Consider the following 21976-nt stretch of genomic DNA (forward strand, 5'->3'; position numbering starts at 1 on the left):
CGGCTGGAGTCGCGTTCTTCGCGGCGAATGAGTTCGAGCTTGGCGGCTAGCGGAACTTCTTCGCGAAGAACGCGGATGCTTTTCCCAGAAACAGGTTTTCCTCTTCGAGTTCACGGACCCGCCGTTCGAGTTCCTTTATTCGCGCCCTGTCCTGAACGGTCAGTTCTTCTTCGCCGCCGGCACTGGTTCGGCGATGCGCCGCCACCCAACTAGTGAGGGTCTGCGGAACCAGTCCGAACTCTCGAGCGACGTCCGCGACGGATCGCGACCTATCAATCACCTCGCGCACTACCTCCGCGCGGAACTCCGGAGAACACTTCCCACGGGAACTGGACATCCCGGGCCTTCCTTTCGGTCATCGCGGTAATCTTACCAATTCCGCGGTGGACCAGAAAGAATGGGGCACCTCACACCTCATCCGAGCAATCACAACACTCGAACTCTACCGACTCGGCTGGTAGACCTTATGAATAACGCTCTCAGCACCGTCAAACGCCACCACACAGCGCGGTGATCCACAGAGATGGGAAGCGTCACACCGCGGAGGCCCGCAGAACTCTACGGCGTCCGGTCACGCATCCCGAAACGGGACAGACTCCTGCACCCGGCTCCCGGGAGCAGCCACCACGCCGGCCCGGTGGATGTGTACGGTCATCGGGTGCAGCAGAAACGTTGGCAAGAGATCACTGAGTGGCCGTTGACAGTGGCTGCGGTGATCTTCCTGGTCGCCTACGCCTGGGAAGTGCTGGGCCACCTCACCGGAGCAACAGCGGCGATAGCTGATGCTGTGATCAACGCCACCTGGGTACTGTTCGTCCTGGACTACCTCATCAAGCTGTTCCTCGCCGAACGGCGCGGACGGTGGTTCGTGACGCACCTGTTCGACGTCACCGTGGTAGCGCTACCCATCCTGCGCCCGCTTCGGCTCCTCCGCTTGGTGACCCTGGTGTCGATCCTGCAGCGCCGTGCGGGCGCTGCATTTCGGGGCCGGGTCATCCTCTTTGCCGCGTCGAGCACCGCGCTGCTCCTCTTCGTTGCTTCCTTGGCAGTACTCGATGCTGAGCGAGACGCGGACGGAACTCTGATCACGACGTTCCACCAGGCGCTGTGGTGGGCGTTCGTCACGATCACCACGGTCGGGTATGGAGACCTCTACCCCGTGACCGGAACGGGGCGGTTCATCGCAGCCGGCATCATGCTGGGCGGCATCGCGCTCATCGGTGTCGTCACCGCCACCCTCGCCTCGTACATTGTGGAGCGAGTCACGCAACACGACGAGAACACCGACAAGCGAATCCAAGAACAGGTACGCGAACTCTCGGACCAGATCCGCCAGCTCCGCGAAGAACTCCGCGAGCGCGACGCAACACGGCTTCCCCGCACAGAACACGGGACAACAACACCAGACACGGGATCGCCAGGGATCGGTCGAGATCCGTCGGACGCAACCTCATCACGACACGAAGCGCAGCGATAACGACCTCGCTGAGGATGCTGCTCACAACTCCGGGCGGGTTTGCTGACGGTCGATGTGTCGCGTCGGACAATCCCCTTACACGACACCCGCTCGAAACGAGTCGGCGTCACGGTCGCATCACGGAAGCGGCGAACCTCCGTGCGCAACTCAGTCTCCTTCTCGGGACGCGCGGCGCGGCCGTGGTGACGTGGGCGCAGGCGATCGCTGCCGGCCGAACTCACCACTCAGCGGCCATGTCTCAGGAGAAAGCGGAGGAGGCCGCCGACCACGCAGCGGCAGCGGCTGAACGATCTGCGACCGCAGAGGGAGAGCGGTACGTCGCGGTCCTGCCCCGGATGCGCCCCGAGCTTCCAGCGCTGTCGTCTCCCGCTCCGGGCTCGCCTTCCGAGGCATCGAGGGCGGGCAATTCAATCGGTCTAGAAGCCCGCCCCTCGAGGCCCCCTGGCGCGAGGCGAACGCGACAGCACCATCGCGCCAGGAGGCCTTCCCACGGCCCGACCTCTCACCACCGTCACGGCCGATTACCCCCGGGCCCCTGACGTGCCCCGCGAGGTCAGGAGTCCTCGACCGCCCCGTAGTGCGAGGTCATGTAGTGGCGTAGCAGGAATCGGCTCTCGTCGATGAAGCGCTGGTCGCCGGCGGGGTCGATGAGGTCATGTAGTGGCGTAGCAGGAATCGGCTCTCGTCGATGAAGCGCTGGTCGCCGGCGGGGTCGATGAGGAACGCGCGTGTGAGCAGCGCGTCCGCGACCTCGATCGTGACCTCCAGGCGGAACGAGAGCTGAGCGCCGCCCGGCAGACCGTACTCGGAGGCGAGGATCTCGGCGAAGCGGCGGGCGAAGAAGCCTGCCTCGAACGCCTCGCCCGCGACCTCGGGAGCGTGGATCGTGTCGACGAAGCGGATCGAGCGGAAGCCCGGCTCACCGCGGTGCATCTCGCAGAAGGCGTCGATGGCGCAGTCGACCGCGCCCCACCAGTTGCCCGGCTTGGTGTCGCGGATCTCGGTGATTACCCGGCGGCGGAAGCGTTCGAGCGCCCGTTCGCGCAGCGCCTGAAGCACCGCGATGCGGTCCGGGAAGTAGCGGTAGACGGTGCCGATCGCGGCTCCGGCCCGCTCGGCTACCATCGCGGTCGTGAGGCGGTCAAAGCCGACCTCGTCGACGACGGCGGCCGCCGCATCGAGTAGCGAGGCGAGTCGGGCGGCGCTGCGCACCTGCACCGGTTCATTACGGACTTGAGACGATTCACCGAACGGTCGGTCGACGAGGTTTCCAAGAGGCACAGCGGGCTCCTTTATTCGTAGTTCCTACAATCGTACGCACGCCGACCGCTGGTCGGGGTCGTCTCAACGAAAGTCTCTCGCGTTTCGCGCCTCCGAACGGGCTACGTTGGCGCGTTGGGCCGGACATCCGGGAGTTCCTCTGTGCGGACGCTTCGTCCTCTCGCAGACCGCCGCCGATCTGGTGGCGCTCGTCGATATCGACGAGCCGGGCGCCGACCTGCCCGAACCATCGGGGAACATCGCGCCGACCCAGCGGATCGCCGTGGTCGCCGAGTCGATGAAGGGCGTCGAGGAGGGCAGCCCTCCTCGGCGCAGGCTCGTAGGTGCCCGATGGGGTCTGGTGCCTCGCTCCGCCGCCGATCTGACGGCCGGGCCGCCGCTGATCAACGCGCGCATCGAGTCGGTCGCCGAGAAGCCCTCGTTCCGCGAGTCCTTCGGCGCTCGCCGTGCGATCGTGCCCGCCTCCGGCTGGTAGGAGTGGCGCGACGATGGCGCGAAGGCACCCGTCTACGTCTCGTCGGGCGAGAGCTCGCTTGTACTCTTCGCCGGACTCGACGAGTGGTGGCGCTCCACGCAGCCGGGAGCGCCGTGGCTGCTGCCGGCGACGATCCTCACCCGCCCCTCCACCGGGCAGCTGGCCGATGTGCACGAGCGGATGCCAGTCCCGCTGCAGCCGGAGCTGAGCGAGGACTGGCTCGATCCCGCTTCCCCCGGCGGTGGCGAGCTGCTCCGGGCGGCCGCCGAGGGGGCGGCCGAGCTGGCGGAGAATCTCGAGCTGCGTGCGGTCGGCGCGGCGGTGGGCTCGGTCTCGGCGAACGGACCCGCGCTGATCGAGCCGGTCGGCGCCTGATCGAGCCCGCGAAGGCCTGATCGGCACGACCCAGCCGGCGGTTCGGACGAGAGCGCAATCCGCTCCGGCACCGGGTCTGACAGACTGATCGGATGCCGCTGACGCCCGAGAGCAAGCCCCTGAGCGCAGGCAAGGCCGAGGTCCTGCACCGCGCCGCCCGCCTCGAGGATCGACTGCACTCTTTCCGGATGGGAAGGGTGACGCGCAAGGGCTACCGGCCTCGGGTCATCCCCTACACCGGCTACGGGACCACCACCCAGCTGCGGGTGCTCGCCCGTGTCCTCTACACCAGGCCGACGCCGCCCGGAGCGGAGGAGGTGCGCCCCGTCGAAGGCGTGCGCGGCTGGCGGAGCTTCACCAGTGTCTTCGTCAGCGGAGCAGTCGTGACCGTCGAGGCCGATGGGCAGAGCCACCGGGTCACGGCCGATCGCGGCGGTGTGGTCGACGCCGACCTGCCGATCACGCTCGAGCCGGGCTGGCACACCATCACCTTCTCGACCGCGGGCTCGAAGCCGGTCGAGGCGCCCGTCTTCATCGTGCATCCGCAGGCGCGGCTCGGCGTGGTCTCGGACGTCGACGACACGGTCATGGTCACCGCGCTCCCCCGGCCCTTCGTCGCCGCCTGGAATACCTTCGTACTCGATGAGCACGCGCGGATGCCCACTCCCGGGATGGCGGTCTTCCTCGACCGCTTCGCCCGTCAGTATGAGGGCTCCCCCGTCATCTACCTCTCTACCGGCGCATGGAACGTCGCTCCGGCGCTCACGCGCTTCCTCTCGCGCCACCTCTATCCGGCTGGCGCACTCCTGCTCACCGACTGGGGCCCCACCCATGACCGCTGGTTCCGCAGCGGCAAGCAGCACAAGGAGATGAACCTGCGCCGGCTCGCCGCCGAATTCCCGGATGTGCGCTGGCTGCTCGTCGGCGATGACGGGCAGCACGACGAAGAGATCTACTCCGACTTCGCGCACGAGCATCCGGACAAGGTCGCGGCGATCGCGATCCGTCAGCTCTCGACCGGCGAGGCAGTGCTCGCGGGCGGGCGCTCCAAGGCCGAAGACCGCTCCGAGACCAGCGGCACGACCTGGGTCTACGCGCCCGACGGTGCCGGCATCTCTGAGCAGCTGACGGAGCTCGGCATTCTCTAACGGGCGGCACGCGCCCGGAAACGACGGAGCCGCCCGCTCCCCGGAGGGTGAGGGACGGCTCCGGTCGATCGGCTCGGACTACGCCTGGTGAGCGGCCTGGAGGTCGAGGGTGATCGTGACCTTCTCGCCGATGAGCACGCCACCGGTCTCGAGGGCCGCGTTGTAGGTGAGACCGAAGTCGGTGCGGTCGATGGTGGCCTTGGCGGTCAGCCCGGCCTTGTAGTTGCCGTAGGGGTCGGTGCCGAAGCCACCAAACTCCACCTCGAAGGTGACGGGCTTGGTGGTGCCCTTGATCGTGAGCTCGCCGTCGACGAGGAAGTCGTCGCCGTGGGGGCGGACGGCGGTCGAGACGAAGTGGATCTCGGGGTACTGCTCGGCCTCGAAGAAGTCGCCGGTGCGGAGGTGACCGTCGCGGTTGGGCTCGTTGGTGTTGACGGACGCGACCTCGGCGGTGGCCTCGACTGTGGAGTCGAGCGGGTTCTCACCGGTGGTGAACGTGGCCGTGAAGCGCTCGAACTTCCCCTTCACCTTGCTAATCATCAGGTGGCGGACGCTGAACGCGACCTCGCTGTGGGTGGGGTCGATGACCCAGGTGCCGGCCTTGTAGCCGGGGATGGTGATGGCGTCGGTCATGGTTTCTCCTCGAGAGTGACGGTCGTCGCGGGGAGAGCGTCCCCGTCCGATATAGGCAAGCGCATCGACGTCGACCAGTATTCCATGTAGCGACAACTATTTCATCGTCGAGTCGATGACAGGTCGGGGTATGGCGCGTGAGCGAGTTGCAGACCATCCCAAACAGGGGGCACTGGGTGGTGGGAGCCGGTCTCGGTACGCCGCTGCGTCGGCTCCTCGACCACCGGGTTCGGGAGCGTTCGTTCGGGCACGTTCGTTCGGGCACGTTCGTTCGGGCACGTTCGTTCGGGAGCGAGCGGCGGGCTACCGGAAGAAGACTGGGGTCAGCGGGGGCCGGGGGTCGGATTGCGGATCCCGACCAGGGAGACCAGGCCGCCGGCGATGAGGAGGGCAGCCGTCGCGACGGCGGCGCGAGAGAAGCCCTCGACGTCGAGGGAGCCACCGACGACCAGCGAGGTGGCGGCGATGGCGACCAGACCGGCGATCCGCGAGACCGCGTTGTTGACGGCGGAGCCGACTCCGCTGTGCCCGTCATCGACCGCGCCGAGGATCGTCGAGGTGAGCGGAGCGACCGTCACTGCCAGGCCGAACCCAAACAGCAGGATGCCCGGGAGCAGCTGCGTGGCGTCATCGGCTCCCTCCTCGACGACCGAGAGGAGAAGGAATCCGGCGGCGGCGATCAGCGGGCCGATGCCCATGAACAGCCGCGGGCCGAACCGCGCCGACAGGGTCCCGAAGACCTGCGAGAGCAGGAGCAGCAGGATCGTCGGCGGAAGCGTCGCCAGACCGGCGAGCGTGGCCGTGAAGCCCAGGGTCTGCTGGAGGAAGAGCCCCAGCGCGAAGAACCCGAACGAGAGTGCTCCGTAGACGAACGCCGTCGAGACGTTGCCGACGGTGAAGTTTCGCGAGGAGAAGAGCGAGAGCGGCAGCATCGGATGCGCGGCGCGCCGCTCCCACGCCACGAACGCGACGAGGGCGGCGACTCCGCCGATCAGGGCGGTGAGCACGAGCGGATCCTGGATCCCGAGCCGCTCCTGCTCGATCAGCGCGAACACGGGGCCGCCGAGGCCGAGCACGCCGAGCACCGCTCCGATGCCGTCGATTGGCACGCGAGTACCGGACTCGACGGCGCCGAGGCGACGCAGCAGCACGAGCGTCACCACGATCGGCAGCAGATTCAGCGCGAAGACGGCGCGCCACGAGCCCGCATCGACGAGCACACCACCGAGGACGGGGCCGGCGATCGTCGCCGTCCCGGTCCACGCGGTCCAGGCGCCGATGGTGCGAGCCTGCGCCGCGCCGTGCACGGTCGCGATGATGAGGGCGAGCGAGCTGGGCACGAGGACGGCCCCGGCGGCGCCCTGCAGCATCCGCGCCACGATCAGGACCTCGGCGGTGGGCGCGAGCGAGCACAGCAGCGAGGTGACGCCGAAGCCGATCAGGCCGATGGTCATGCTGCGGGCCCGGCCGATGCGGTCGGCGAGCGAGCCCGCCACGAGGATCAACGCGCCGAGCGTGATCAGGTACCCGTCGACCACCCACTGCTGGACCGCGAGCCCGCCACCGAGTTCACGGGTGATCGCCGGCAGGGCGACGTTGACGACCGTGCCGTCGAGGAAGGCGACGAAGGAGGCGAGGACGGCCACCACGAGCACCGCGCGGCGACGCCTCTCGGCCGGGTCGGCGGAGGCGGTCATCCTCGGGCTCTGCTCACCCGCTCACCGTACCGGCGACCACCGTCACCGCGGCCTCTCGGCCGGGTATCCGGGCGCGCGGGAACACGGCCGCACGACGGATCCAGCCGCGTCGCCTACTCTCGTAGCCATGTCTGCGCAAGAAACCGCCCGCGGCGGCGTGCTCGCCCGCGTCCTCGGGATCGTGGGAGCCAGCCTCGCCGGGGGTCTGCTCATCACGGTCGGAGTGACCCCCGCCCTCGCTGTCACCGGGCTCGCCGAGAACAACCCGACCAGCCTGTTCGAGACGGTGCCCGAGTACCTCGAGCTCGGCCAGCTCGCCCAGAAGACCGAGATCTACGCGAAGCGCACCGACGGCTCGGACGAGCTGCTCGCCTCCTTCTACGCGCAGAACCGCGAGGAGGTCGCCTTCGACCAGGTCAGCCAGTCCGTCAAGGACGCCGCGATCTCGACGGAGGACCCGCGCTTCTACGACCACGGCGGGGTCGACCTGCAGGGCACGATCCGCGCGGTGGTCAGCACGCTGATTGGAGATGACCTGCAGGGCGGCTCCTCGATCACGCAGCAGTACGTCAAGAACGTCCTCGTGCAGAAGGCGGAGGCGCTCAGCGCGACCGATGAGGCGGCCTCCGAAGCCGCCTACGACGAAGCGACCGCGACCACTCCGAGCCGCAAGCTCAAGGAGATGAAGCTCGCCGTCGACCTGGAGAAGAAGTACAGCAAGGACGACATCCTGCTCGGCTACCTCAACATCGCCGGATTCGGCGGCCAGGTCTACGGCATCCAGGCCGCGGCCGAGTACTACTTCTCGACCAACGCGGCCGACCTCAGCCTCGCGCAGGCGGCGAGCCTGATCGCTACCGTCAACAATCCGAACGGACTGCGGATCGACCGGCCCGAGAACATTCCGTACAACAAGGTCCGCCGCGACTATGTCCTCGATCAGATGCTGAAGGAGGGGAAGATCTCGCAGGCCGATCACGACGCGGCTGTTGCCGAGGAGATCGTCCCCGCGATCACGCAGACGCCCACCGGCTGTCAGACGGCCGGCAACGCTGCCTTCTTCTGCGACTACATCACCCGGGTCGTTCAGAACGACCCGGCCTTCGGCGAGGACACAGACACCCGCCTCGCGAACTTCCAGCGCGGCGGCTACAAGATCCACACGACTCTCGACCGCGACCTGCAGGACACCGCGACCAACGCGACCAACAACGCGGTCCCCAAGGTCCCGACGCTCGACACGAACATCGGCAGCTCGACGGTCTCGATGGAGGTCGGCACCGGCCGCATCCTGGCGATGGTGCAGAACAAGGACTACGACGCGGCAGGGTCGGACAACGGGCAGAATTTCTCCGCGGTGAACTTCACCACGGACACCGCCTACGGCGGATCGTCGGGGTTCCAGGTCGGGTCGACCTACAAGGTGTTCACGCTGGCGCAGTGGATCGCGAGCGGTCGGACGCTGAACGAGACGGTGAACGGCCGAGAGCGCACCTTCTCCGGCTTCCCCGCCAGCTGCGCACCGGGCGGGGAACTTGGCACCTCCTACCCGGTCAAGAACGACGACAGCGAGAACGGCAGCTACAGCGTGCTGACGGGCACGATGCAGTCGATCAACACCGTCTTCGTGTCAATGGCGCAGCAGCTCGACCTCTGCGCGATCCGCGACCGCGCGGCCGCCTTCGGCGTTAAGGCCGCCGACGGGGGCGCGCTCGGCTACAACCCCTCCTCCGTCCTGGGCTCCGACTCCAACATCTCCCCGCTCTCGATGGTCACCGCCTTCGCCGGCCTCGCCAACAACGGCACCGCCTGCTCCGCGATCGCCATCGACTCGATCACCGACGCGACCGGCGCCGCCGTGCAGCCGCCGACCTCGACCTGCAATCAGGCGCTCAGCCCCGAGCTGACCGCCGTCGCGAACTATGCGCTGCAGCGGGTCGTCACCGGCGGCACCGCCGCCCAGTCCAACCCGGACGACGGCATCGAGCACATCGGCAAGACCGGCACCACCGACAACGCGGAGTCGACCTGGATGGATGGCGCGAGTTCCCGCGTCGCGACCGTGGTCTGGGTGGGCAACATCGACGGCCACACCTCGATGCGCGAGGTCCGCTTCCCGAACTCGGAGCTCAAGACGCGGCCTTATGCCTCGAACATCCGCCACTACATCTGGAACTCGGTGATGACCCGAGCCGACCAGAAGTACGGCGGAGACGACTTCCAGGTGCCCAGTAGCGCACTGCTGAACGGACGCCAGATCGCCGTCCCCACTGTCTCCGGTCGCTCGGTCGCCGACGCCACGAAGGCGCTGAAGGACCTCGGCTTCGGCGTCGCGCAGGGCGCACGCATTGATTCATCGCTCCCAGCCGGCGTGGTGGCTGGCACCAATCCGGCCGCGGGCACGGCCGTTGCGCGCTACTCCGACGTCGCCCTGCTGATCAGCAATGGCTCCCAGGTGCCGGCGCCCGCCACCCAAACCCCGGCACCTGCGACGGGCGGCTCCGCGGATCCGGACACCGCGACTGACTCGGCGACGCCCGCCGCGGCTGCGCCCTCGTCGCCCTCGGCGACAGAGACATCGGACGTTGCGGAGTGAGCTTCGACCCGGAGTTCCTCGGCGTGCCCGCTGCGGCGCCGCGGCCGAGGGTTGAGCGTACGGTGCGGCTGCTGCCCTCCACGCACTTCGAGGTACTCCTGGATCCGCGCGACGCTTGGCCGTCTCGACGGCCGTGAACATCGACGGCGCGAGCCTGATCGAGTTCGGCCGCGGCGACGACTGGCACCTCGACGAGCGGGCCCCGTGCTCGCCGAGGGCGACCCGGCCTACCGCGGCACGGGTATCCCCCGCCGCTTCTGAAAGATCGCGGCGTGGAGCCCCGACGGCACGACGCTCGCGGCCAGCGCCTGCCTGCTCGATCAGAGCGGGCTGGTGGAGCGAATGTCCGAGCGGCTGGTGCCGCTCGGCCCCTTCAGGACCGTCCACCTGCCCGTCGCCGAGATCGGCGAGCTGACCGGGCTCGACGTTGAGGCTCTCGCCGCCGCGGACGTCCTCGGCGGCTCTGCGGTCGCAGCCGTGGCGCGAACTCGTGGAGCCGGACGACGTGGCGAGCGGGCTCCTCCCCCGCTGACGGTCCCCACGGGGGCAGGATGGGCGGATGAGCACCCCTGTCCTGGTCGAGATCGAGACCGGCGTCCCCGTCCTCCGCGACCCACAGGTCCCACTCGTGCAGGTCGATGAGACCGGCTATCTCCGCGGCGACGGCGTCTTCGAGACCCTCGCGGTCCTCGACGGACGACCGCGCGCCCTGACCGAGCACTTGCAGCGACTGGCCGACTCGGCCCGCGCGATCGGTCTGAGAATCCCGGAGGCGGCGCTGTGGTCCCGAGCGATCGACCTCGCGGTCACCAAGCACGATCCGCTCGACGACGTGACGATCCGCATGATCGCCGCCTACGGCTCGGGCGACGGCGCGCGGTGCACGGTGCGCGCTGCGCCGACTCCCGATTCGAGCGCGCTCCGGAAACGGGGGGCAGCGGTCGTCGTGCTCGACCGCGGCTACCCGAGCGGGCCGCTCCCGCCGTGGCTCCTGGGTGGCGTGAAGACGACCTCCGGCGCCGTCACCCGGGCCGCGCTGCGCGAGGCGGCCTCGCGGGGAGCGGATGATGTGCTCTGGCGCACGAGCGATGGGCTGCTGCTGGAGGGCGCGACGTCGAGCCTGGTGCTCCTGTGCGGCACCGTGCTGTCGACCCCGTCGTCGGGCAGTGTCCTGGCGGGGACGACGGTGGAGCGGATCCTCGCTCTCGGCGAGCGGCGGGGGCTGCGGTCGGCCCGGCGGGATGTTCCGGTGTCGGCGCTCGTGGAGGCGGATTCCGCCTGGCTGGTGTCGAGCACACGCCGGGCGATCCCGATCCGCTCGGTCGACGGCGTATCGCTCGCGCTCGATGGCGCTCTGACGTCCGTGTTCGAGGCGGGGCTGCTGGCCGGCTGACGGGCGCGCCTCAGGCCGCCGCCGCGAGCGCGCGCGCCGTATGGGGGCCGACGCCCGCCTCCTCCGCATCACTCAGGTCGGCGATCGTGTCGACGTCCAGGCGCAGCGTCGACGTGCCGGGCAACGCGAGGACCGTGCAGCCCGCGTCGCGATGACGCGCGAGCGAGCCCGGGCCGAACGCGGGAGCGACGAGGGCTCCGGCGGCGAGGAGGAGCGCCGTGGTGCCACTCCCCTCGCGATCGGGGACGACGGCGGGCAGGGCGCGCGTGGCGAGGGCCCGGGCGAGGTCTGACGGCACGAGCGCGGGCAGGTCGCCGGTCAGGGCGATCACCGGGGCATCCGGTCGCCGGCGCAGGGCGGTCGAGGCGCCGATCGAGACGGCGGCGTCGAGGGTTCCCGGGTCGGGCACCACCACCAGCTGCGGATGTTCGATGAGCGCGCGCTCGACCGCGCCGATGTCCGAGGTGACCAGGAGCAGGGCGGCGACCGGCTCCGCGGCGGCGACGGCGGCGAGGGTGTCCAGAAGGAATGCCTCGGCCAGTGCCGCGCGCCCCGGCACATCGAGGCGCGTCTTCGAGCCGCCGCGGCCCTTGAACACGACGACCGCGCTCCAGCCGGTCACCCGCGCTCCTCGCGCGCCGCGACTCCGGCCGCGAAACCCTCGGCGAAGGCCTCGTCGGCGCCGAGGCGGAACATGTCGTCGGGGCCGGTGCGGGTCAGCGTGCGGGCGCCGGGGCTCTCGACGTCCGTCACGAGACGGCCGAGCCCGCGCACCACGGCCACCGGCCGACCGCTCGACTTGCCCTTCACGAGATCGCCGAGCGCCGCGATCTCGTCGGCCACGGCGGGCATGGTCACGCCGAGGGCGCGGCCGAGGGCGTCCACACCGCCGCGTAGGTCGTCGACGATGAGCACGCCCGCGGCTCCGATCGCGGCGTCGGTCTGGCCGACCCGCCAGGCGCGGCCCAGGGTGTCGCTGATGAGCACGCCGACCCGCGCGCCGAGCCGCTCCCGCAGTCCCGCGCAGAGCACCCGGGCGGAGGCGTCGGGGTCGACGGGGAGCAGGAGGACCGTCCCCTCCGCGACGTTGCTGGCGTCGACTCCGGCCGCCGCCTGCACGATCCCGAGCCGATTCTCGACGATGCGGGTAATTCCGGACCCGTACGCGCGGGTGGCGACGACACGGACGGTCTCGGCGGTGATCGCGTCCTCCCGGTCGGCCGCGGCGACGACGCGCCCCTCCGCCTTCGAGACGATTTTGCTCGTGACCACGAGGATGTCGCCGTCTACGGGCCGGTCCTGGGGAGCGGCGCCCGCGACGGCCGCGAGGATCAGCTCCAGCAGATCGTCGCCGGGCGCCACCTCCGGGATGCCGTCAAGGGCCCAAGCCTGCACGCGCGTCTCGCTCACCTCTCCATTCTCCCGACTGCCGCGAGCGCGCGGGTCCACGGCGGTGGATCAGCACACGGAAAGCTCGGAAGCGGGATCAGCCGGCGGAGAGGTAGGCGGCGACCGCGGGCGGCACGTACGGCGCTACATCGCCGCCGAGGGAGGACACCTGCCGCACCAGCGAGCTGGACACATGGGCGTGCGCAGGATCCGGCAGGAGGAACACCGTCTCCACATGCGCGAGGTTGCGGTTCACGATCGCCATCGGCGTCTCGTAGGCGACATCGACCTGGGAGCGGATGCCCTTCACCAGGATGCTGGCGCCGACGTCGGTGCAGTAGTCGACGAGCAGGCCCATGCTCCACGAGGCGACGACGATGCGCCCCTGAACTCCCGCCTCCGCGATCGACTGCTCGATCAGCGCGACGCGCTGCGTGATCGGCAGCAGGGCCGTCTTGGCGGGGTTGTGCACGACCACGACGTGCAGCTCGTCGACCAGGCGCGCGGCCCGCTCGATCACGTCGAGGTGCCCCAGGGTCACGGGGTCGAAGGAGCCGGGGACGACGGCGATGCGGGCCATCCCGACAGAGTAGCGGGCAGGCGGCGCCTAGCTCTTGGCGAGGAACTCCCGGTCGCGGTCCTGCACCCGACGCTCCAGCGCGGCACGGAGGCGGTCGTGCGCGGCGAGGGACGGATCCTCCGCGATCAGGCGCTCGGCGAGCGCCCGCGCCTCCACGATGACGTCCGCGTCCTGCACCACCCGGAGCAGGCGGAGCGAGGAGCGGCCACCGGACTGCGAGTCGCCCAGCACATCGCCCTCGCGGCGCAGTTCCAGGTCGACCTCGGCGAGAGCGAAGCCGTCGAGCGTCGCTGCGACCGCCTCGACCCGCTCGCGCGCAATGGTGCCCGCCACCGCCGCCGTGACGAAGAGGCACACTCCCGCGACTCCGCCGCGCCCGATCCGGCCGCGGAGCTGATGCAGCTGCGAGACTCCGAAGCGCTCGGCGTCGAGCACGACCATCATCGAGGCGTTCGGCACGTCGACGCCGACCTCGATCACCGTCGTCGAGACCAGCACGTCGATCTCGCCCGCAGCGAAGGCGCGCATCACGGCGTCCTTCTCCTCCGTCGTCATCCGCCCGTGCAACGCGGCCGATCGGCGCTGTCCGAGCAGCGGATGCGCGCGGACACCCTCGAGCGTCGCCGCGACCGTCGTGAGCGGCGAAGCGGCGTCCTCCCCGGCCGGCTGCGCGCCCTCGGCAGGCTCGCCCGGCTCGATCGCCGGGCAGACGAGGTAGACCTGGTGACCCGAACGGATCTCCTCCTCGGCCCGCTCCCAGGCCCGCGCGATCCAGGCGGGGTGCTCGGCGAGGGGCACCACATGGCTAGTGATCCCCGGGCGCCCCGCGGGCAGCTCGCGGATGGTCGAGGTGTCGAGGTCACCGAAAACGGTCATCGCGACGGTGCGCGGGATCGGCGTGGCCGTCAGCACGAGCACATGCGGCGGCCGCGCGCCCTTGCGGCGCAGAGCGTCGCGCTGGTCGACCCCGAAGCGGTGCTGCTCGTCGATCACGACGAGACCCAGATCGTAGAACGTGACGGAGTCGCCGAGGAGCGCGTGGGTGCCGACGACAATCTTCGCCGAGCCCGAGACGATCCGCAGCAGCGCGGCACGCCGCTCGGCCGCGCCCAGCCCTCCCGTGAGGAGGGTCGGCACCAGCTCGGCCGCGAGTTCGGGACCGAGCGTCGTCGCGATCGAGCGGAGGTGCTGACCCGCGAGGACCTCGGTCGGCGCGAGCAGGGCGGCCTGGCCGCCGCTCTCGGCCGTCGCGAGCATCGCCCGGAGCGCGACGAGGGTCTTCCCGGAGCCGACCTCGCCCTGCACGAGACGAGTCATCGGGTTCTCGGTCGCCAGGTCGGCGGCAATCTCGCGCCCCACTGCGGTCTGATCCCCGGTGAGGGCGAACGGCAGGCCGGCGTCGAAACGCGCGAGGAGGCCGCCGCGAGTAGGAACGCGGGCGGTCGCGGGGGTGGTACGCGCCGAAGCGCGGCGCTCAAGCAGGGCCAGTTGCAGGAGGAACGCCTCGTGGAAGCGCAGCGTCTCGCGGGCCTGCGCCTCCTCACCCTCCCGCTGCGGCCGGTGGATGAGTTCCAGCGCCTCACCGAGCCCGAGCAGCGAGCGGCCGGCGCGCACCTGCTCCGGCATCGGATCGGGCACCTCGCGCAGGCCATCCAGCAGCACGCCGATCGCGGCCTGGAGCTGCCAGCTCGAGAGTGCGCTGGTCGCGGGGTAGATCGGGATGGGGCGCTCGGCCCAGTCCTTCGCCAGCTCACCACCCGAGTCTGCGGCGACCGCTTCCTCGTCGTCGAACAGGCGGTAGTCGGGGTGGGTGAGCTGGGGCGTGTCGCGGAACATCGACACCGTGCCCGCGAAGATCCCGCGCACGCCGCGGTGCAGTTTCGCCGCGCGCCAGGGCTGCCCGAAGAAGGTCAGCGACAGCGTGCCCGAGCCGTCAGAGATCACGACCTCCAGCAGTGTTCCCCGCCGGTTGCGCATCGGACGCTCGCGCACCTCGCGCACCTCGGCCACGATCGTCACACTCTCTCCCACGGGGAGCCGCGAGAGCGCCGTCAACTCACCCCGCTTCGCGTAGCGGCGCGGGTAGTGGCCCAGCAGCTCACCGACCGTGCGGTAGCCGAACGCCTTCTCGACAGCGCTCGCGGTGCGCGGCCCGACCAGCGGCGCGAGAGCGGCGTCGAGGGGGTCCGGGATCACCTAGCGATCATAGGGCGGACCTCGGACGTGCGAGCCGGGCGACCGGGTCGAGCGCCGAGCGCGGGACGAGCATCGCCAGCACTCGTCGCCCAGGGCCGACCGAGCTGCGCAGCGCGCCGGCCACGGCGACCGCGTCGTCCCACGCCGCCGACTCGGTGGGAGCCGGCGAGTACCGGCGGCGTTCGACGCGCTCGCGCAGGTCGTGCAGCAGCGCCCCGGCCCCGGGGTCGAGTGCACCGGCCATGCGGGACTCCTGCGCGCGCGGCGACTCCGTCTCCACCACGGGGATCCCCAGGTCGCGGGCGTTCGCGAGGAGCTCGGCCCAGGCCGCCTCGACGGAGCCGGCGCGAGCGGAACGCCGACGCACCGCGCGCTGGATCGCGCGCAGCAGCCAGGGCACGAGCAGCAGCAGGAACAGCAGCACCCAGAGCGTCACCGCCGGAGCCGCCACGGTGTCCGAGGCGCCGACAGCGTCGGGGGTCGGCGTGGGGGACGCGGCGGTGGACGTCGGCGTCGCCGCAGGGGCGCTGGACGCGCCGGGAGTGGTGCCGGCCGCCGCTCCGGGAATCGTCGGGCCCGTCGAGGCCGTCGCGCTCGGGAGAGTGTAGGAGGCCGGCGCCCCTCGGCTCGGCGTCGGCTCGAAGGGCAGCCAGCCCACGCCCTCGAAGTACAGCTCGGGCCACGCGTGCAGATCCGAGGAGAACACCCGGTAGGTGGTCAGATTGTTGCCCCGAGAGGGGACGACCGAGCCGGGCTGGTAGCCGATCGCGAGTCGCGACGGGATTCCGAGCTCGCGTGCCATCACCGCCATCGCCGAGGCGTAGTGGACGCAGTAGCCCTCCTTCTGGTCCAGGAACGCGGCGAGAACGCCCACGCCGTCGCCGTCGTAGCCCTCCTCGGCCGGGGTTTGCTCTGAGTAGCGGAACTGCGACGAACGGAAGTACGTCTGCAGTGCACGAGCCCTGTCGTAGGCGGTCGGCGCGCCGGCGGTGACCTCCTGGGCGGTGGTGCTGACGATCTCGGGGACGTCGTCGGGCAGCGAGAGGTAGCGGTCCACACCCGTCGGCGCGGGAGCGGCGAGCAGTTGCTGCGGGTCGGGCTCGAGCCGTAGCGCCTGCACCTTGTAGTCGTCGCCCGAGCGGGTGGTCGCGTCGCCGCGGATCGAGCCGTCCTGCACGTCCTGCAGCCAGCCGTCACCCACGCCGGTCAGCGAGGCGACGGGGTACGGCACGGGGAGCCACTGGCTTCGTAGCGTCTCCACCGAGACGTCCACCTCCTCCGACTGGCGCGGCACGCTCTCGGCGAGCCCCTCAGGCGCGATCGGCTGGTCGATCGGAGCGGTCTCCTCGGTCGCGTTCGGCCCCCAGTCGTCGCCGTCGAAGTCCGAGACGGTGAGCACGCGGAGGTAGACGGGCAGGTCGGAGTCGGTGGCATAGCGCAGCACCGTCACGGGGTTGGGGCGGCGAAGATCGGCGCCCAGCGCGACCACGGGGTCGATCGCCCCGTTGAAGAGGCTGCCCGAGACGCCGGAGGCGGCGGTTATGCGGGTGAAGCCGCTGGCGGACCCGGCGAGCAGGCCCGCTCCGAGGACGACCGCGGTGACGGCAGCGAGTGAGGGCAGCAGAGCCGCCGTCGCGCTCGGGCGGCCGGGGACGGCGCTGGCGGCGAGCACGCCGGCGTAGGCGAGCGCCGTGACGACCAGGCTCAGCCAGGACACGGCGGACGGATCAATGATCGCCGGCACCGCGAGCAGCGCGGCCGGGAACAGCCCCGCCAGCGCGGGCAGTCGCACCGAGAAGGCGAACAGGTCCGCCGCCCAGGCGAGCACGACCACTCCGCCGATCAGGAGGAACGAGATCCCGTTGTCGGCGACGGCGGGCAACCCCTGCTGCGCGATCGAGGCGACGCCGCCCTGCGCGAGCGCCTCCGCCTGCGCCACCGCGGCGGGGGTCGGGATCACGAACAGCAGCGCCCGGGCGGGCACGAACATCGCGGTCAGGACGCCGACCACGGTGAGCGTGCCGAGGATCGGCGGGACGACGGGGTGCACCCGCAGCGCCCGCGCCGCCGCTGGGACACCGAGCACGACAGCGACCGCACACGCGAGCAGCACTAACCAGTCGACACCGACGAGGAGTCGGCCCGTGCCCGCGGCCGCGGCGGTGATGGCCAGCCAGAGCAGAGCGCTGAGCGGAGCCGATCCGGCGCGCGGATCGCCCTCGGCGCGGCGGCTCATGCCACCACCCGCAGCGCGAGGGCCTGCGCCCACGCCCCCTCGACCGAGGCACTCGGGTCGACGGCGACCGCGTACCAGCCCAGCGAGGCCAGGGCCGTCTCCTCCTCCGCGGTGCCGGCGACGACGAAGGCGATCGCCGGCCGGGCCTGCGCGGCCAGGGAGGCGAGGGCGTCGAGGTCGGATTCGAGCAGGCGCGTGAGCACGGCGAACACGGGGTGCACTCCCCCGGTGTCGCGCATCTCGGCCGAGATCCGGGTCACCGCATCGACCGACCCGCGCGAGGGTGCCAGCTCGGCCAGGCGCAGCAGCACGTCGTGCGCCACCTCCCGCTCGTCCTCGGAGTGTTCCGGCTCGCCGTCCGCGCCGGTCTCGACGAGGTGCGTCTCGAAGCCTCGCTCGAGCAGGTGCACCGCGAGCGACGCCGTCATCGACACCGCCCACTCCAGCCGCTCGTCGTCGCGGCGCTCGAGCACGCGCTCGGCGCGGGTCTCTAGCAGGATCCAGGCGTGCGGGTCCGTGTTCTGCTCGTCCTGGCGGACCATCAGCTCGCCGGAGCGGGCACTCGCGCGCCAGTGCACGCGGCGCATCGCGTCACCCGGGCGGTAGTCGCGCGGGATCACGTCGTCGGTGCCGGCGCCGGCCGTGGCGCGCGCGACCGGGCTCGACCCGCCGGCTCCGTGCGCATCCAAGACGTCGCTCTGCAGCGGCACGACCCGCGGAGACACCACGAACGGCTGAGCAGCGCCCACGACGCTCTCCCGCAGCGCCAGCCCGAGGCCGTCGCCGCGCACGAGGCGCAGCGGACCGACGCGGTGGATGCCGCGCCGCTCGGCAGGCAGGCGGTAGCGGGCACGCACGCGGCCCCCGGCCGGGACGACCGGCAGACCGAAGGCGCCCTCGGCCACCGGCCGCCCGACGACGACTCCGCTCTGCACGCGCTCCAGGCGGTCGTGGGCGTGTGCCCCGCTGTGCACCGCACGGCCGCGGTTCTCCAGCAGCACCTCGACCTCCACCACATCGCCGGCCGCCACGCTCTGCGGAGTGAACCGGCGCTGCACGCGCAAGGACGGCGCGGCCAGGGCCAACGACACCAGGGCGCCCAGTGGCAGCCCGAGCAGGACCAGGCCGAGAAACAGCAGCTCCCGGACCGCCCAGAGCGGCGCACTCAGCACTCCCGCGACGCCCAGCAGCACGAGCACCCAGCCGCGCAGCGTCAGCGCGATCCCGCGGAGCGCGGGCAGGCCGCCCAGGCGGGTCGAGGGGGCCTCGACGGTGCGGGCCTCAGTCGGCACGATTGCCGAAGGGGACGGGGGTCGCCGCGACGATGCGCCGCACGATCTCGGTGACCGAGTGCGAGGATCCGGCGCCCGAGCGGCCCGGCAGGCGCGTGGCGGGCAGGAGGCGGTGGCCGAGCACGGGAACGGCGAGCGCGTCGACATCGTCCGGCACCACGAAGTCGCGGTCGCCCAGAGCGGCGAGCGCCTTCGACGCGGCGATCAGCTGAAGAGTGGCGCGAGGGCTCCCGCCCAGCCGCAGCTCCGGGTCGACGCGCGTGGCCTGCATGATCGCCACCACGTACTCCTGCACCGGCGGCGCGACGTACACCGAGCGCACGTAGGCCATCATCCGCTCGAGCTCGGCGAGGCCGACGACAGGCTGCAGTTCCTCCAGCGGGCTGGCCGAGTCGCGCGTGCGGATCATCTCGAGCTCGGCGCGCTCGTCGGGGTAGCCGAGCGAGAGGCGGGCCATGAAGCGGTCGCGCTGCGCCTCGGGCAGCGAGTAAGTGCCCTCCATCTCGACCGGATTCTGCGTCGCGATCACGGCGAAGGGGCGCGGGAGCAGGTGGGTGACGCCGTCGACGGAGACCTGGCGCTCCTCCATGCACTCCAGCAGCGCCGACTGCGTTTTGGGCGAGGCGCGGTTGATCTCGTCGCCGATCAGGATGTTCGCGAATACCGGGCCCGGCTTGAACTCGAAGTCGAGGGTCGCCTGGTTGTAGACCGACACGCCGGTGACGTCCGAGGGCAGCAGGTCGGGGGTGAATTGGATGCGCGCCACGCTGCCGCCAACCGAGGCGGCCAGCGACTTCGCCAGCACCGTCTTGCCGGTGCCGGGCACGTCCTCCATCAGGAGGTGGCCGCCGGCCAGGAACACCGTCAGCGCCATCGACACCTCGGCCGACTTGCCGTCGATCACGCGGGTGAGGTTCTCGAGCACGGCGCCGCAGTGCGCCGTGAACTCCTCACGGGTCAGGGGCGTCTCGGGCGCCGCTCGGCGGCCGGCAGCGGAGCGGGTGTCTTCGAGCGACGTCATAGCTACGGATTCTCGCAGCCAGACGGGGAAAAGGGTTCAGGTTCCGCGAGTTCGCAGTGTGCCGCCAGGCGGGGAGTGCGGGAGAGCGCGGGCGCGGCGCCGCCCTATGCTCGGTCCGGTGACCAGGATCATCGCCGGATTCGCCGGCTCGCTCACCCTCCGGGTCCCGCGCGCGGGCACCCGCCCCACCAGCGACCGCGTGCGCGAGGCCGTCTTCTCAGCTCTGGAGGCGCGCGACGCGCTCGACGGAGCGACCGTCGTGGACCTCTACGCCGGTTCCGGGGCGCTCGGCCTGGAGTCGGCCAGCCGCGGGGCGAGCGCCGTCGTCCTCGTCGAACGAGACCCGAAGGCCGCGCGGACCGCCGGTGAGAACGCGCGGGCGATCACGACCGCCGCCGCCAAGAACCGGCACCCCGCGCCCCGGATCGAGGTCGTGACCGGCTCCGTCCGCTCGTTCCTCGACGGCTCCCCCGCAGTGAATACCGACACCGTGTTCCTTGACCCGCCGTACGACCTCGGCGAAGACGACCTCGCGGCCGACCTGGCCGGAGTGCTACCGCTTCTGCGCGAGGACGCAGTGGTCGTCGTGGAGCGCAGCTCCCGCAGCCCGGAGCCGCGCTGGCCAGCGGGGCTCGAGCGCGAGCGGAGGAAGGACTACGGCGAGACGACGATCTGGTGGGCGTCGCCCGCTCCGCCCGCCTCCACGTAGCCCGGACTCAGCCCGCCGCGCCGTCCCAGCCGAGATACGGGTCCCAACCGCCGCGCTCGTCGAGCGCCACCCCGCCCAGCCGCACCTCGGGCGCCCCCTCGCGGACGACTCCGAGCGGCACGAACTCCTCTGGCAGCACGGTCGCCGGCGGGAAGCACGCGAGCATGGCGTGGTCTTCGCCGCCGCCGAGCACCAGCGCCCTCGCCAGGTCGAGATCCACGCCTTCGACCCGGGTCAGCTGTCGTGCATGCGCGTCGACCGCCGCCGGGTCCAGGTCGATCACCACGGCGCTCGCCCGGGACATCCGGCGCGCATCGAGCACCACTCCGTCCGAGACGTCCATCATCGCGGTGGCGATCCCGCCAGCGGCCGTGCCCGCCGCAATCGGAGCCGTCGGCCGAAGCTGCGCGTCCAGGAGGGACGGGTGCCGCTCCCGCAGCCGCGCCGCGAGGTCCGCCGACGGCTCCCCCTCCTCCCGCGCCTGCTCGAACAGCAGACGCAGCCCCAGACCGGCGCGGCCGAGCGGCCCGGCGAGGGCCAGAACGTCCCCCGGGCGCGCGCCGCTGCGCAGCACCGGAGGGCGGCCGTCGAGCGAGCCGAAGGCCGTGATCGAGAGCGTCAGCGTCGCGGAGGCGGAGAGATCGCCCCCGACGACCCCGCAGCCGGGCGCCATCGCGGCGCAGCCCGCGGCGAGACCGTCCGCGATCCCCTCCAGCACGTCTAGGCCCAGCGAGTGCGGGGCCGCCAGCGCGACGACGAGCCCGGTGGGCCGCGCACCCATCGCCGCGACGTCGGCGAGGTTCGAGGCGGCCGCCTTCCAGCCCAGATCCGCCGGAGTCGACCAGGCCAGCCGGAAGTCGGGGCCGTGCACCATCATGTCCGTCGTGACCACGAAACGACCGTCGGGTGCGCGCAGCACCGCGCAGTCGTCCCCCGGCCCGACCACCGTCTCCGCTCCCCCGCCGGGGAGGCGGGTCAGCACCCGCGCGAGCACCTCGCCCTCGCTGAGCTCGGCCAGGGTGGGACTCCGATCCGCTGTCATGGTTCACACGCTAGCGTTGACGGCGATGTCAGATGACGCGCCCCCTCGAGTCGAGCACAGGGCGTGTTGACTACCGGTCATGCCGGATAGCACGACGTTGATGTCGTCCTAGATCACCACTGTGAATTCCTCTCCACTGTGGCCCCCAGTCCCAGAACTTCACAGGGAACGGTCATCGCGACCATAAACGACTACATTCCCGTCGCTGTGAAGCGCCAGCGTCCTCCCCGCGGGTCGGGTTCCAGATTCCCTGGAGGGAGATCGGTCGGCATAATGTGCGACAACATTTCCGTCAGACTGAAAATACACCTACGATGCGTTTGAGCGAGCCGAGAAGCGACCGTCGGATCCGTTGGCGTAGATGTAGAGACCGGTCCAGTCGAACCGCCCGCATTTTTCCCGAATCGAATCTCACTTGGCGCGGCACTCGCCGCGT

Annotated in this window: 17 protein-coding genes and 1 pseudogene; 6 read left to right on the forward strand and 12 right to left on the reverse strand. The window is 71.0% G+C overall.

Translation table 11 applies throughout. The features are described 5' to 3' along the window. Positions 1 to 46: 46 nt before the first annotated feature. A complete protein-coding gene (locus C1O28_RS16105; RefSeq protein WP_104248375.1) occupies positions 47 to 337 on the reverse strand; it encodes a transposase in 291 nt (96 codons plus the stop codon). A gap of 321 nt (positions 338 to 658) precedes the next feature. On the opposite strand from C1O28_RS16105, the gene C1O28_RS07715 reads away from it, so the two are divergent. Then, complete coding sequence (locus tag C1O28_RS07715) at positions 659 to 1477, forward strand: potassium channel family protein (protein ID WP_207759895.1); 819 nt, start codon at positions 659 to 661, stop codon at positions 1475 to 1477. 585 nt (positions 1478 to 2062) lie between these two features. On the opposite strand, the gene C1O28_RS07720 is transcribed toward C1O28_RS07715, so the two are convergent. Next, entirely contained in the window at positions 2063 to 2758 is a 696-nt protein-coding gene (locus C1O28_RS07720) for a TetR/AcrR family transcriptional regulator (protein ID WP_127821478.1), read from the reverse strand. Positions 2759 to 2864: 106 nt separating this feature from the next. Between C1O28_RS07720 and C1O28_RS15650 the strand changes: the two are divergent. Continuing rightward, positions 2865 to 3608, forward strand: a pseudogene (locus C1O28_RS15650) (SOS response-associated peptidase). A 92-nt stretch (positions 3609 to 3700) separates the two neighbouring features. Next, positions 3701 to 4756, forward strand: a complete 1056-nt coding sequence (locus C1O28_RS07735; protein WP_097167230.1) for an App1 family protein — start codon at positions 3701 to 3703, stop codon at positions 4754 to 4756. Between the two features lie 78 nt (positions 4757 to 4834). Here the strand turns inward: C1O28_RS07735 and C1O28_RS07740 are convergent, their stop codons facing one another. After that, a complete protein-coding gene (locus C1O28_RS07740) occupies positions 4835 to 5389 on the reverse strand; it encodes a YceI family protein (protein ID WP_097167231.1) in 555 nt (184 codons plus the stop codon). Between the two features lie 323 nt (positions 5390 to 5712). Continuing rightward, on the reverse strand, positions 5713 to 7086 hold the full coding sequence (locus C1O28_RS07745) for an MFS transporter (RefSeq protein WP_097167232.1): 1374 nt from the start codon (positions 7084 to 7086) through the stop codon (positions 5713 to 5715). A 127-nt stretch (positions 7087 to 7213) separates the two neighbouring features. On the opposite strand from C1O28_RS07745, the gene C1O28_RS07750 reads away from it, so the two are divergent. Together C1O28_RS07750 and C1O28_RS07760 are read left to right on the forward strand one after the other, a co-directional pair. Then, a complete protein-coding gene (locus C1O28_RS07750; RefSeq protein ID WP_097167233.1) occupies positions 7214 to 9682 on the forward strand; it encodes a transglycosylase domain-containing protein in 2469 nt (822 codons plus the stop codon). A 559-nt stretch (positions 9683 to 10241) separates the two neighbouring features. Continuing rightward, positions 10242 to 11075, forward strand: a complete 834-nt coding sequence (locus C1O28_RS07760) for an aminotransferase class IV (protein WP_097167234.1) — start codon at positions 10242 to 10244, stop codon at positions 11073 to 11075. Positions 11076 to 11085: 10 nt separating this feature from the next. On the opposite strand, the gene cofC is transcribed toward C1O28_RS07760, so the two are convergent. The 7 genes from cofC to C1O28_RS07795 form a co-directional block, all read right to left on the reverse strand. Next, positions 11086 to 11697 carry a 2-phospho-L-lactate guanylyltransferase gene (cofC, locus tag C1O28_RS07765; protein WP_097167235.1) on the reverse strand — a complete coding sequence of 204 codons (612 nt, stop codon included), beginning with the start codon at positions 11695 to 11697 and terminating at the stop codon, positions 11086 to 11088. Beyond that, positions 11694 to 12485 carry a coenzyme F420-0:L-glutamate ligase gene (gene cofE / locus C1O28_RS07770; protein WP_243392083.1) on the reverse strand — a complete coding sequence of 264 codons (792 nt, stop codon included), beginning with the start codon at positions 12483 to 12485 and terminating at the stop codon, positions 11694 to 11696. The genes cofC and cofE overlap by 4 nt, the downstream gene beginning before the upstream one ends. Positions 12486 to 12561: 76 nt before the next feature. Further along, complete coding sequence (coaD, locus tag C1O28_RS07775; protein ID WP_097167236.1) at positions 12562 to 13044, reverse strand: pantetheine-phosphate adenylyltransferase; 483 nt, start codon at positions 13042 to 13044, stop codon at positions 12562 to 12564. A gap of 27 nt (positions 13045 to 13071) precedes the next feature. After that, positions 13072 to 15240, reverse strand: coding sequence for an ATP-dependent DNA helicase RecG (locus tag C1O28_RS07780; protein WP_419866637.1), 2169 nt, complete (start codon positions 15238 to 15240; stop codon positions 13072 to 13074). A gap of 7 nt (positions 15241 to 15247) precedes the next feature. After that, positions 15248 to 17476, reverse strand: a complete 2229-nt coding sequence (locus tag C1O28_RS07785) for a transglutaminase TgpA family protein (RefSeq protein WP_127821480.1) — start codon at positions 17474 to 17476, stop codon at positions 15248 to 15250. Then, the gene (locus C1O28_RS07790; protein WP_097167238.1) at positions 17473 to 18768 is read right to left on the reverse strand and encodes a DUF58 domain-containing protein; all 1296 of its coding nucleotides are present in this window, start codon (positions 18766 to 18768) and stop codon (positions 17473 to 17475) included. The genes C1O28_RS07785 and C1O28_RS07790 overlap by 4 nt, the downstream gene beginning before the upstream one ends. Then, complete coding sequence (locus C1O28_RS07795; RefSeq protein ID WP_097167239.1) at positions 18758 to 19789, reverse strand: AAA family ATPase; 1032 nt, start codon at positions 19787 to 19789, stop codon at positions 18758 to 18760. The genes C1O28_RS07790 and C1O28_RS07795 overlap by 11 nt, the downstream gene beginning before the upstream one ends. A gap of 118 nt (positions 19790 to 19907) precedes the next feature. Between C1O28_RS07795 and C1O28_RS07800 the strand changes: the two genes are divergently transcribed. Next, on the forward strand, positions 19908 to 20498 hold the full coding sequence (locus C1O28_RS07800; protein ID WP_097167348.1) for an RsmD family RNA methyltransferase: 591 nt from the start codon (positions 19908 to 19910) through the stop codon (positions 20496 to 20498). Between the two features lie 7 nt (positions 20499 to 20505). Here the strand turns inward: C1O28_RS07800 and thiL are convergent, their stop codons facing one another. After that, the gene (gene thiL / locus C1O28_RS07805) at positions 20506 to 21540 is read right to left on the reverse strand and encodes a thiamine-phosphate kinase (RefSeq protein WP_097167240.1); all 1035 of its coding nucleotides are present in this window, start codon (positions 21538 to 21540) and stop codon (positions 20506 to 20508) included. Positions 21541 to 21976: the final 436 nt, after the last annotated feature.

Origin of the sequence: Rathayibacter rathayi, from assembly GCF_004011095.1 — a bacterium.
Taxonomy (GTDB): Bacteria; Actinomycetota; Actinomycetes; order Actinomycetales; family Microbacteriaceae; genus Rathayibacter; species Rathayibacter rathayi.